We start from the raw sequence: 12,677 nt of genomic DNA on the forward strand, positions 1-12,677 counted from the left end.
TAGGCTTACTGATAGACACAAGACTATCCGTTATTTTAAGAGAGTCCTTGTGTCCTCAGATACGTGGGGCCGCTCCATTGAACCTAATACGCTTTCACGGGGACGAAACAGTATCGGTGGACCCCGTGATTTGTCAAAAGGCGGTGACCGATGAAATTCAAGACTCTACTTTGGTTTTTTTTACAGGGAGAACGCGCAGTGCGTCCGCCGTTTTGAAAGACCAATCGGAAGCGATGCGGCAGGCCGATCGCCGTAAGCTCATGCGCCGCATGGTGCAACTGGCTTTTGAACTCAAGTCGGAACTTGAAGCCGGCAGACTTGATAACTTCGGCGCAATTCTCGACGAAAATTGGAGGCTGAAGGCCCAATTGGCGAGCGGTATTACCGATCCACAAATCGATGATTGGTATCAAAGGGCGATGCGTAATGGTGCCAAGGGGGGGAAGCTGCTTGGTGCTGGTAACGGTGGTTTTTTGATGTTTTTTGCGCCGCAAGAACGGCATGCCGATATCAAAAATTCTCTTGCCGAACTCGAGCCCGTGGAGTTTCGTTTTGACCGAAACGGATCACAAATTGTTTTCTATCAACCGCAGTGAAGGTATTTTATGAACAAGATGATTGAGTTTTCGGTTTCGAATTACTTTAATGCACATGCCAACCTAGTGCGGAAAATGGATTTATCGCAATTCCAAGCCGGAATTGACGTGATTCGAGATACATTCAACGCTGGGAAGAAAATTATCACCTGTGGTAATGGCGGGAGCGCTTCGACGGCGTCGCATTACATTACCGATTGGAACAAGATGGTGAATTTGGCAACGGGGAAGAAATTTCGCGGCGTATCCTTGTGCGACAACATTGGACTAATTACTGCATACGGTAATGATTTATCCTATGAGGATGTGTTCAGTGGTCAACTGGCAGCGCTTGCCGATGAGGGTGACCTTTTGGTGGCCATTAGCGGTAGCGGAAATTCGCCGAACATCGTCAAGGCAGTTGAGTATGCCAACAATAATGGCATTAATACGCTCGCTGTAATTGGATACGACGGAGGAAAAGTGAAAGCACTTGCGAAGTACCATGTACATGTGCCGTCGTTCGATATGCAACTTTGTGAAGATGTGCACCTCATGTTCGGTCACATGGTCATGAAGACACTTTGTGGTTCGAGTATCAAAGAGTGAGTTTGTTCGGGCTCGAACAGAAATTCGCGGAGTTGCGCGCGCGGCTGAATCCGTGCGTCGCGGCTCCAAATGCGGATGCGCCAAGCGAAGGACTTGGGGAGCCAACTCTTCGTTTGACGCCCAGGTATGTATGAAATCGCTATAAATGATCGGTTCACTGCTTTGCGCGTTGAATGATGGTTCAGAGTTTTCGAGCAGCGGATCGATGCAGAGATTTCGATCTGATAACTTTCATATGAAGCTTAGCTGACTTAGCATCCATAACAAAATTTACCGCGCCTATTCCGGGCGTGCGGTACTGAGCCAAAGCAAAATTCGAGGTCAGATCCCTCACGGACCATCGCTCTCAAACGATCAGGGGGCAAGAAAACCGATTGTTGGATCACCTCACCATCCGAGGATTATTCGAATGGATAAAATACTATCGGTTGTTTGCGCATACTTTCCCGATAATAATCGCTTGTCGTCGCTGGTTTCTGCTTTAATGAGTGCTGGCGATGTGGTTGTTGTCAACAACGGTGGTCCGATCGATTTCGATCTTCCATCCGGCGGAAATCGCGTTTCCGTTCTGGATTCGGGGCGAAATTTGGGGACCCTCGCGTCCTATAACTTGGTCATCTCCCAGCAGCCTGGGTATAGCTACTATTGGTTATGGGATCAGGATAGCGTGATTTCGAAGGAAGATGTTGATAAATTCGTCAATCGGGCAAAGCGTTGTTTTGATGATAATGAAGATACTGTTTGTGTAACGGTTTTCGATAAAAAAAACTATATTTCGCCTCTTAAGCGTGAACTTGTTCTGACTAAAGCGTCAACGTCGTTGATGTCGAAGGCGCGCGTCGAAAAACTGCTGTCTGATTGGTTTGATGAGAAGCTATTCATGGATTACGGCGATTGGGATTTTTCATATCGCTTGTTCAAGGCGGGAGGGAAAGTAGGCCAACTTGATGATATTCATATTGGACATCAGCTAGGTGATCCGGAAAAGACCATATTCGGGTCGATAAATCGATCCTCGTCGATGAGGCTTCATATGCAGGGTATTAATACCGCATATCTAATAAAAAAACATGGAGTCATGAATTTTCTGGTATTTTTGCTGATGATTCGACTATTTATTGTGCCAATGAAAAATTTCTTATTCAATGAACCTTTAAAAAGAAATAAATTTTTCTTTTCAGGGTTTTTCTTTGGGGTTAATGGTGGGCTTAGCTCTGATTACTCGAGCAGCGTGAACAAGACAATGAAATGAACGTTCTGGTTGCTGGTGGAGGGCGGGGCGGTCTCAAGAGTCAAGTGCAACGTTGAGCCAATCCAGCCGCTCCCAATTCCTTGGCCACTGCTTCCTCGGGCGTGTCCCAGCCGAGCGTCTGACGCGGGCGCCCATTGAGCAATTTGGTAATGTCGTTGAACTGGATCTGGCTGACGCTTGAGAGATCCATGCCCTTTGGCAAGAACTGACGCAGCAAGCCGTTGGTGTTCTCGTTGCTGCCGCGCTGCCAGGGCGCGTACGGATCGGCAAACCAGATATCAAGATTCAATCGGTTGGACAGTTCGACATGACAGGTCATTTCCGTGCCTCGATCGTACGTCAGGCTCTCACGCAGAAACGCCGGCAGCTTCTTCATCTGGCGTGTGAAGCCCTCCAGCGCATCCTGAGCCTTGCAGCCGCCCATGCGGCACAGCACCACGAAACGCGTCTTACGCTCCACCAGTGTTCCCACACAGGAGCGATTAAAAGCACCTTTGATGAGGTCGCCCTCCCAATGCCCAGGCCACTGCCGCAGTTCGATCTGCTCGGGCCGATACATGATGCGCAAATCCTCGGGCACGAAACTGCGCTGAGCAAGGCTCGTACGCCGACGCCCGCGCGCAGGCTTTTCCTGGCGCAAGGCGTCGATCATCGCCTGCTTGAGCCCGCCGCGCGGATGCGCATAGATCGCGGCGTAAATCGTTTCGTGGCTGATGCGTTGGTCGGGGTCGTGGGGATACATCCGACGAAGTCCGGCAGCAATCTGCTGCGGCGACCAGCGCCAGTAGACCAGCCGGTTATGTACATGCTGATAAAGCGGGCTGCCGGAAATCAATTTTCGCCGACGCACGCAGTGCTCACGCCGCGTCCGGTATGCCCAAGCCGCGTGCGTGGCGTCATAGTGGGCCGACGCCGTCTCGCAGTTGCGCTTGAGTTCCCGTGTCACCGTCGAAGTCGCACGCCCAAGCATCCGCGCAATCGCCATCGCGCTCGTGTCCTTCGTATGTTCAATCATGATTACCGCGCGTTCCTCCGCGCTCAAATGCCTGTAGTTCTTCTTCATCGCAACACCCTACATCATTCGCGGTGTTGCACTTGAAACTGGAGACTAAGCAGTCTCGGAATTGCGGCATTAACCAGTACAAGATTTTGGCCGTACCCCCGCGTACTTGACTTGACACTTTGGCAAGCCGAGCTAGCCTTAATGTCATGTGTCAAGAATGACGGCTGTGGCGAAAATAGGACAAGGAGGTCGCCATGATGAGCCATATGGCGGTTGCCCCGGCGCCGGTAACCCTCAATCACTGACCGGTTGCGCGAGCCATGTCCCTCCCCATCCTCCTAACCGTCCTGGTTGCCGCCACCCTGGCCTTCCATTTCTGGAGCCCGTGGTGGCAGACGCCGCTGGCGTCTAACTGGCGCCAGATGGACGACACCCTCACGATTACACTGGTCATCACCGGCGTGGCCTTTGTCGCGGTCAATCTCTTCGTTGCCTGGGCGATCTACCGTTACCGCCACCGCGACGGGCACCGCGCTGCTTACGAACCGCATAACCGGCGTCTCGAAGCCTGGCTCATCGGTATCACGACCATTGGCATAGCCGCTATGCTCGCGCCTGGCCTATTCGTCTATGCCAAGCTGATCAATCCCCCCGCTAATGCCCATGTCGTCGAAGTCGTCGGACAGCAGTGGCAATGGCGTTTCCGCCTGCCGGGTCCCGACGGACGGCTCGGCAGTTCCGATCCGAGCTATGTCACCGCCGACAACCCGCTCGGCCTGAACCCCAAGGATCCCGCGAATCAGGACAACCGTATCGTCGACGCCCCCGAACTGCATTTGCTCGTCGGCCAGCCAGTGAAATTGCTGCTGCGCGCCAAAGACGTCCTTCATGACTTCTACGTCCCGCCCTTCCGCACGCGCATGAACATGGTGCCGGGCATGGTCACGCAGATGTGGCTCACTCCCACGCGAATCGGGCGCTTCGACATCCTCTGTGCACAGCTTTGTGGCGTCGGCCATGCCAACATGCGCGGCGTCGTTGTCGTTGACGGCAAGCCCGCCTACGACGCCTGGGTGGCCACACTCCCCACCTTTGCTGCACTGCAAGCGCAACATGCCGGGGCGGCGACGTCTGACCCGCTCGCGGCGAAAGGCAAATTGCTGGCGCAGGCGAAGGGCTGTGCCGCGTGCCACACGGTCGACGGCTCGCCCGGCGTCGGGCCGACCTGGAAAGGTCTGTACGGCACGACGCAGACGTTTCAGGATGGCAGTTCGGCGCACGTCGACGACGCGTACCTGGCGACCTTCATCCGCAATCCGACCGCACGCGTGCCCAAGGGCTTCGCGCCAATCATGCCCAAGCTCGATCTCACTGACGACGAGCTAAAGGCGCTCATCGCGTACATCCGGACGCTGGGTGCCGCGCACCCCCCGGAGGCCGCCCCTTCACCGCCGGCAAAGCCTGCGCCCGCCGCTGCCATGCACGCGCTTCTCCAACCGGTAGCGTTGGGCCTGACGACCCAATCGGCTCGCGCTCAGCCCGCGGTACAACTCGCCCAAAACTCGTTGCTTACACCGCGTCCGCCCGCGCAGTACGCGCCGCTGACGCCATCCGGTCCGTCAAGCTCAAGCTCGCAGCCGCCGTCTCAGCCGGCACGCCGGTCGTGGCAAGCGCCGGGGCTACCGTTGCAGAACGACCCGAACACGACGTTGCCGCCGCTGGCCATCCCGCCGGCACAGCCCGTCAATCCGCCGTCGGGGCCCGCGCAGCCGCGCGTGCCGATGATTCGCCCCGCGCCTTAGCGCGGCCTCGGATTTTGTAGACGCATACTCGCGGACGCATCACCACGGAAACATCGGAAAAAGCACCGCAAAGTCAGCGCCGCGGCGCAAGACGGCACAGCAGGGGACAGCAGGGGGCAACACGACGCGAGACAGCACGAGATACCTCGACATAGCGCGGCACCGTGCGACATAGCACGACGCAGAACGACATAGCGCGAGACGTCACAAGACAACACAACACGAGAAAACACGACTCAAATCAGCGGCAGAACCCACAGGGAGACAAGTCATGACCGGCGACTCCGACAGTTCCGACAGTGCAGCCCACGCCGGTGGGTACCACGGCGCCCCGCACAGCTTCTGGACGAAGTACGTCTGGAGCCAGGACCACAAGGTCATTGCGGTGCAATACGCGTGCACGGCCATCGCCGTGGGACTCGTCGGGCTCGTCCTCTCGAACCTCATGCGCATGCAACTGGGGTTCCCGGGCAAGTTCTCCTTCATCGACGCCAACCACTACTACCAGTACGTCACCATGCACGGCATGATCATGGTGATCTACCTGCTCACGGCACTCTTCCTCGGCGGCTTCGGTAACTACCTCATCCCGCTGATGGTCGGGGCGCGCGACATGGTCTTCCCGTTCCTGAACATGCTCAGTTACTGGGTCTACCTGCTCGCCGTCATCGTGCTGATGGTGAGCTTCTTCGTGCCCGGAGGCCCGACCGGCGCGGGCTGGACGCTCTACCCCCCGCAAGCGATTCTCCCCGGCACGCCGGGCACCGAGTGGGGCATCGTGCTGATGCTCGTCTCGTTGGCGATCTTCATCGTGGCCGCCACGATGGGCGGCCTCAATTACGTCACCACCGTGCTGCAAGCCCGCGCCGAAGGCATGACATTGCTGCGCATGCCGCTCACGGTCTGGGGCATCGTGATGGCCACGGTGCTCGCGTTGCTGGCGTTCCCGGCGCTGTTCGTCTCCGCCGTCATGATGCTGCTCGACAAGACCCTGCACACGAGCTTCTTCATGCCGGCTATCGTGTCGATGGGCCAACCACTCGACTATCGCGGCGGCAGCCCGCTGCTGTTCCAGCACCTGTTCTGGTTCTTCGGTCACCCCGAGGTGTACATCGTTGCGCTGCCCGCCTTCGGCATCGTCTCCGATCTCATCAGTGTGCACGCACGCAAGAACATCTTCGGCTACCGCATGATGGTCTGGGCGATCCTCGCCATCGGCGGGCTTTCCGTCGTCGTCTGGGCGCACCACATGTTCATCAGCGGCATGAATCCGTACTTCGGATTCTTCTTCGCCACGACCACCCTCATCATCGCCATCCCTACCGCGATCAAGGTCTACAACTGGGTGCTCACGCTGTGGCGCGGTGACATCCATCTGACCGTGCCGATGCTGTTCGCCATCGGCTTCATCAGCACCTTCGTGATCGGCGGCCTCACCGGACTCTTCCTCGGCAACGTCAGCGTCGACATGCCGCTGTCGAATACCTACTTCGTGGTCGCGCACTTCCACATGGTGATGGGCGTGTCGCCGCTGCTGGTGATCTTCGGCGGCATCTACCACTGGTATCCGCTCATCACCGGCAGACGGATGAACGACCGCCTCGGCCAATGGCATTTCTGGATCACGTTCCTCGGCACCTACGCGATCTTCTTTCCGATGCACTACCTCGGCATTCTCGGCATGCCGCGCCGCTACTACGAGTTCAAGGGCTACAGTTTCATCCCCGAGTCGGCACACACGATGAATGCCTATATCTCGATAGCGGCGTTCATCGTGGCCGCCGGGCAATTGCTGTTCCTGTTCAACCTCGCCTGGAGCGTGCGGCACGGCAAGCCGGCCGGCGCGAATCCGTGGCGTGCGGCGTCGCTCGAATGGCAAACGCCGGACGTGCCCCCTGTGCATGGTAACTGGGGGCCGATTGCGCCCGTGGTCTATCGCTGGCCTTATGAATACAGCGTGCCGGGCGACATCGACGACGTCGTGCCGCAGAACCTCGCCCCAGATCCACGACGCCCCGCCACGCTCGTACAGGGCGACTCGGCGGCGCTGCACCGTCGCGACACGCCGCCGCCGCCACCGCGCAAGACGCCCAAGTCACCCAAGTCACCCAAGTCACCCAAGGGAGCCGCACCATGAAGCCCGCTCCGTCATGGCCGTCCCCGCCATCGGGGGGCGTGCCCATCGCTCAGCCGCAGCGTCGCGCGGCGTCGCAGGTCGCGCTCTGGTGGCTCATGGGTGTGATCGGCATGCTGTTCGCGCTGATGCTCGTGGCGTATGTGATGCGCATGAGTCTCGGCGACTGGCGTCCGCTACCGTCGATCAACACACTGTGGATCAACACGGGGATGCTGGCCGCCGCATGCCTCGTGATGCAGTCGTCGGTCTGGCAAGCTCGACGCGGAGAGTTGCGACGCTCACGTCGGGACTGGGCGCTGGCGGGCGGGTTCGCGCTCGCGTTCGTCATCGGGCAGCTTTGGGTGTGGCACGACCTGACGCTGCGTCACTTCGGTGTGGCCGGCAATCCCGCCAACAGCTTCTTCTACCTGCTCACCGGGTTGCACGCGCTGCATCTGCTCGGGGGCGGGGTGGCGTGGGCGTGTCTCGCGTCGCGTCGGCTCGCCCATGCCGCGCGTGCACGACGCCTGTCGTTGACCGCGCAGTACTGGCACTTCCTTTTCGTGCTCTGGATCGTGCTGTTCGCGGCCATCGTCAATCTCACGCCGGAGATCGCGCAGCGACTGTGCGGCACTGCCGCCGTCGGTTCGTAACGCGCCGAGGAGCGACATCGTGAATACGCCTTCGTCTGCATCGTCCTCGTCGACCGAATTACCCGCCGGCTGGCGCGGCGTCGTCACCGATTGGTCGGGAGATCGCGCCGCGTTCCACGTGCCATGGGGCAAGGCGATGATGTGGATCTTCCTGCTCTCGGACACGTTCGTGTTCAGCAGCTTCCTCATCGGCTACATGACGGTGCGCATCTCGACGACCGCCCCCTGGCCAAATCCGGCGGAGATATTCGCGCTCAATGTGAACGGCCATCCGGTGCCGCTGCTGCTCATCGCCATCATGACGTTCACGCTCATCACCAGCAGCGGCACCATGGCGATGGCGGTGAACTACGCCTACCGGCGCGATCGCGACAAGACGGCCGCCTGCATTCTCGCCACGGCCTATTTCGGCATGGCGTTCGTCGGCATGCAAGCATTCGAGTGGACCAACCTGATCGTGCACGAAGGCATCCGGCCCTGGGGCAATGCGATGGGCGCAGCGCAGTTCGGTGCGTGCTTCTTCATGATCACGGGCTTTCACGGGCTGCACGTGAGTGCGGGCGTCATCTATCTGCTCACGGTGATGCGCAAGGTGCTCAACGGCACACTCGAACGGCGCGGCAACTACCAGCTCGTCGAGATCGCGGGCCTTTACTGGCACTTCGTCGATCTCGTCTGGGTGTTCATCTTTGCGCTGTTTTATCTCTGGTAGGAGGAGCGATGGAATCCTCTGCGACATCCGCACCGCAAGCGTCTGGCGCCAGCGGCGAACACTCGGGCCAGCAGCATTCGGTCAGCCTCTATCTCAAGGTGTGGGGGCTGTTGTTCGTGCTCTCGACGCTGTCGTATCTCGTCGACTACGCCGATCTGCAGGGCTATTTGCGATGGGGGCTGATTCTCGCGCTGATGGTGGCCAAGGCCGGCCTGATCGTGGCGGTGTTCATGCACATGCGCTGGGAGCGGCTCGCACTCGTCTACGCGATCCTGATTCCGCCGCTCGCGTTGCTTGTGCTGATGGCCCTCATGGCCGCGGAAGCCGACTACACGTTCCTCACGCGGCTGGCGCATTTTCGGTAGATCGCACCGAGCGCCCGCCGCGACGCCTCACAACAATTCCACCAGCCGCCGGTCGCTCTTGCGGCAGTATTCCGAGCACGCCGTGCGCGCGGCCGTGGCCGCCCCATGCACGAAGAGCGGCGCGTCGGCGCGTCGCGACATCGACACCACGATGGACGGCGGCGCCGGCTGCAACGGCAGCTCCGCGACTTCACCGCTCGCAATCAGATCGTCGACAAACAGACGCGGAATCGCCGCGACACCAAACCCGTCTCTCACCAGCTGCACGATCACGGCAATCGACGGCGACCCGGTGATGCGCGTCTCCGAGAGCGGCACGCCGTGCACGCCCGCCAGTTTCGCCACGATGTCCTCCAGCGCCCGGTGCGGCGCCGTGCCGCGCCCGTAGGTCAGGATCGGATGCTGCAGCACCTGCTTCGCGAGCCCGCTGCGCGTGTTCGGAAACATGCCCGTGCGCGCGATCCAGTGCACCGGATAGTTGGCGAGCGCATCGCACACCACGCTGCTGTCGTCGCTGCCCTCCACGCGGATGATGAGATCGAGCTCGTCCGCGATCAGGCGGCGCTGCAACTGCACCGAGACGTCCACCGTCAACTCGACTTCCAGCGAGGGATAGTCGGCCGCCAGGCGTCGCAGATAGTGCGGCAGCCAGCTATGCACGACGGTCTCGATCACGCCGAGACGCAACCGTCCGCGCAAGGTGCTTTCGCCCGATGCCGCCGTCTGCAGACGGCGCGCCGCCTCCACCACCGCCTTGGCATAGCCCAGCAGGTATTCGCCGTTGGGTGTGAGACGAAATTCGCGACTGTCGCGATCGACCAGCACGGTTTTCAGCTCCTCCTCGAGCGCCTTGAGCCGCTGTGAGATCGCCGCCGGCGTGGCGTGCAGTGCCGCGGCCGTCGCACGGAAGTTGCGCAGCTTGGCCAGCGTGACGAACGTTTCGAGAAATCGCGTGTTCATGGGACTCGGCGGGTCGGGAGCGTGCCCAAAATTTGACCTCGGATCGGAGAAGAAAAAAACAACGAACCTCGGGAAAACCCGTGACGTTGTTAAGAAATTCTATACGGCAGCGCGTAGAAAAACTCGTTAGCGACAACTTTTTTTTCTTTCTATGCTTCAGCCATCCGATGCCACCGATGCATCCCCCTCAATGCTGGAGCTGTCATGAACCATCCCGCCGTGCTCGACGACCTCGCCTCGCAACGCGACGCCATCACGCCCTTCGCCTTCCGTCAGGCCGTGCGCAGCGGTCAGTTCCGCAAGCCGACCGCCGGGTACTGCGGCGACTTCGCGCAAGCCAACCTCGCGATTCTGCCGGACGCTCACGCACACGACTTCCTGCGCTTCTGCCAAAGTAATCCGAAGGCGTGCCCGCTGCTGGGCGTGGGCGAGCCAGGGCAATGGCACGTGCCGGCGCTGGGTCGCGAGGTGGATATCCGCACCGACGTGCCGGGTTACAACGTCTACCGCGACGGCAAGCTCGCCGAACAGGTCGATCACCTGGCCGAAGTCTGGCAGGACGACTTCGTCGTCTTCGCCATCGGCTGCTCGTTCTCCTTTGAGGGCATGCTGGCGCAGGCGGGCATTGGGTTGCGTCACGTGGAAGAGGGACGCAACGTGCCGATGTATCGAACCAATATCGCCAATCAGCGCGCCGGAAAGTTCGGTGGCGAGCTGGTCGTGTCGATGCGCCCGATGAAGGGGGCCGACGCCATTCGCGCTGTGCAGATCACGAGCCGGTTCCCCGGCGTGCACGGCGCGCCGATCCATATCGGTGACCCGGCGGCGCTCGGCATCGCGGATTTGAATAAGCCGGAGTTTGGCGACGCCGTCACCATTCGCGACGGCGAGCTGCCTGTCTACTGGGCCTGTGGCGTGACGCCGCAGACCGCAATCATGGAGGCCAGGCTGCCAGTCGCCATCGCGCACCGGCCGGGCTACATGCTGATGACGGATATCCCGAACGCGTCGCTCGCCGTTTTCTGATCGCGCGCGACGTGCATTGCACGGCACCCGGGCATCACGGCAATACCGGCCAGCGACGCATGACCTGAAGCACCCCGCAAATTTCACGCAAGCAGCACGCATCACTGAAGCTTTACCCGAGCACCAAGCACGACAGAAACACCGCGCCATGACGGGAGGCGGCAGGGGAACGATCGCCTGCCGGTGACCGCACACGCCCATCGGAGAGCGCGGCCCGAGGGCACATCACACGGCAAGTCACGACATCACCGGAGCCTTTTTTCTCATGGAAAGCAAAACCCCTCTCGCGCCCCCGGCGGCGGCAGTCTCCGCCGGCACGTTGGATACGTCTGACAAAGGCGGCAGCCTGTTCGGCTGGTACGGCGACGCCACCCCGCGCCAAAAGCGTGCCTTCTGGAGCTGCAAGGTCGGTTACATGCTCGACGGCATGGACACCCAGATGCTGAGCTTCGTCATTCCGACGCTGGTCGCGACGTGGGGCATCAGCCTTGCCGACGCGGGCTTCATCGGCACGCTCACGCTGCTCGCCTCGGCGCTTGGCGGCTGGGCGGCCGGCATTCTGTCGGATCGCATCGGTCGTGTGCGCACACTGCAGCTCACCGTGCTGTGGTTCGCCGTCTTCACCGGGCTGTGCGGACTCGCGCAGAACTACCATCAACTGCTCGCCGCGCGTGCGCTCATGGGCTTCGGTTTCGGCGGCGAATGGACGGCCGGCGCCGTGCTCATCGGTGAAGTGATGCGCGCCCGCGACCGTGGCAAGGCCGTGGGGCTCGTGCAGTCCGGCTGGGCCATCGGCTGGGGCCTGACGGCCATTCTCTACTCGGTGCTGTTCTCGCTGTTCCCCGCCGAAATGGCCTGGCGCGGACTGTTCCTGATCGGCCTGCTGCCCGCGCTGCTCGTGCTTTTCATTCGTCGCTACGTGCAGGAGCCGGAGGTCTATCAGAAGGAGAAGGCCAAGCAGACGTCGGACGACGCGCCCGGCCTGGCGGCCATCTTCAGCCCGGCATTGCTCTCGACGACGATTCGCGCCGCCCTGTTGACCACCGGCGCACAAGGCGGCTACTACGCCATCACGACGTGGCTGCCCACGTACCTGAAGACGGAGCGCCATCTCACGGTGATGGGCACCGGCGGCTACCTCGCCATGATCATCTTCGGCTCGTGGGTCGGCTATCTGGTCAGCTCGTATCTGACGGACCGGCTCGGCCGCAAGCCGAACTTCATTCTGTTCGCCGTGGGCTCGATGGTGATCGCGTTCTCGTACACGTCGTTGCCGCTGACCGATAGCGCCATGTTCTGGCTCGGCTTCCCCCTCGGTTTCTTCGCCTCGGGCATCTTCAGCGGCATGGGCGCATTCCTGACCGAGTTGTTCCCGACCCGCGTGCGCGGTTCCGGCCAGGGCTTCTGCTACAACGTCGGCCGTGCCGTGGGCGCCCTGTTCCCGTTCCTGATCGGCATGCTCTCGAAGCAATACGGCCTGGGCACGACCATCGGGATCTTCGCCGGCGTGGCCTACGGCGTGCTGATTCTCGCGGCGCTCACGCTGCCCGAGACGCGTGGCCGTGATCTCGATTCGCTCGAGGCGCACACGCAGTGACACGCGA

At 60.4% G+C, this 12,677-nt stretch carries 10 protein-coding genes and 2 pseudogenes; 10 read left to right on the forward strand and 2 right to left on the reverse strand.

Features of this window, described 5'->3' with window-relative positions; translation table 11 throughout:
• The 3 genes and pseudogenes from PCE31106_RS21290 to PCE31106_RS21300 all read left to right on the forward strand — a co-directional run.
• A pseudogene (locus PCE31106_RS21290) lies at positions 1-596 on the forward strand (hypothetical protein); the annotation flags it as partial.
• Positions 597-605: 9 nt separating this feature from the next.
• On the forward strand, positions 606-1,184 hold the full coding sequence (locus tag PCE31106_RS21295) for a D-sedoheptulose-7-phosphate isomerase (protein WP_254441232.1): 579 nt from the start codon (positions 606-608) through the stop codon (positions 1,182-1,184).
• A gap of 409 nt (positions 1,185-1,593) precedes the next feature.
• Positions 1,594-2,436: a glycosyltransferase family protein gene (locus PCE31106_RS21300; protein ID WP_150564578.1), complete on the forward strand. Its 843-nt coding sequence runs from the start codon at positions 1,594-1,596 to the stop codon at positions 2,434-2,436.
• A gap of 40 nt (positions 2,437-2,476) precedes the next feature.
• Here PCE31106_RS21300 and PCE31106_RS21305 read toward each other — a convergent pair whose 3' ends face one another.
• Entirely contained in the window at positions 2,477-3,499 is a 1,023-nt protein-coding gene (locus PCE31106_RS21305; protein ID WP_150564579.1) for an IS30 family transposase, read from the reverse strand.
• A gap of 260 nt (positions 3,500-3,759) precedes the next feature.
• On the opposite strand from PCE31106_RS21305, the pseudogene PCE31106_RS21310 reads away from it, so the two are divergent.
• From PCE31106_RS21310 to PCE31106_RS21330, 5 genes and pseudogenes are all read left to right on the forward strand, one after another.
• Positions 3,760-4,881, forward strand: a pseudogene (locus tag PCE31106_RS21310) (cytochrome c oxidase subunit II); the annotation flags it as partial.
• Positions 4,882-5,512: 631 nt separating this feature from the next.
• Entirely contained in the window at positions 5,513-7,378 is a 1,866-nt protein-coding gene (gene ctaD / locus PCE31106_RS21315) for a cytochrome c oxidase subunit I (RefSeq protein WP_150564581.1), read from the forward strand.
• Positions 7,375-8,010 (forward strand): cytochrome c oxidase subunit 3, encoded by a 636-nt coding sequence (locus PCE31106_RS21320; protein WP_150564582.1) that lies wholly within the window; start codon positions 7,375-7,377, stop codon positions 8,008-8,010. The genes ctaD and PCE31106_RS21320 overlap by 4 nt, the downstream gene beginning before the upstream one ends.
• 19 nt (positions 8,011-8,029) lie before the next feature.
• Positions 8,030-8,722: a heme-copper oxidase subunit III family protein gene (locus PCE31106_RS21325; RefSeq protein WP_150564583.1), complete on the forward strand. Its 693-nt coding sequence runs from the start codon at positions 8,030-8,032 to the stop codon at positions 8,720-8,722.
• Between the two features lie 8 nt (positions 8,723-8,730).
• Positions 8,731-9,087, forward strand: a complete 357-nt coding sequence (locus PCE31106_RS21330) for a cytochrome C oxidase subunit IV family protein (protein WP_150564584.1) — start codon at positions 8,731-8,733, stop codon at positions 9,085-9,087.
• Between the two features lie 27 nt (positions 9,088-9,114).
• Here PCE31106_RS21330 and PCE31106_RS21335 read toward each other — a convergent pair whose 3' ends face one another.
• Entirely contained in the window at positions 9,115-10,047 is a 933-nt protein-coding gene (locus tag PCE31106_RS21335) for a LysR family transcriptional regulator (RefSeq protein WP_017233545.1), read from the reverse strand.
• 252 nt (positions 10,048-10,299) lie between these two features.
• Between PCE31106_RS21335 and PCE31106_RS21340 the strand changes: the two genes are divergently transcribed.
• Together PCE31106_RS21340 and PCE31106_RS21345 are read left to right on the forward strand one after the other, a co-directional pair.
• A complete protein-coding gene (locus tag PCE31106_RS21340; RefSeq protein WP_150564618.1) occupies positions 10,300-11,073 on the forward strand; it encodes a putative hydro-lyase in 774 nt (257 codons plus the stop codon).
• Positions 11,074-11,338: 265 nt separating this feature from the next.
• Complete coding sequence (locus tag PCE31106_RS21345) at positions 11,339-12,670, forward strand: MFS transporter (protein WP_150564585.1); 1,332 nt, start codon at positions 11,339-11,341, stop codon at positions 12,668-12,670.
• Positions 12,671-12,677 lie beyond the last annotated feature (7 nt).

The organism is Pandoraea cepalis (genome assembly GCF_902459665.1).
Lineage (GTDB): Bacteria > Pseudomonadota > Gammaproteobacteria > Burkholderiales > Burkholderiaceae > Pandoraea > Pandoraea cepalis.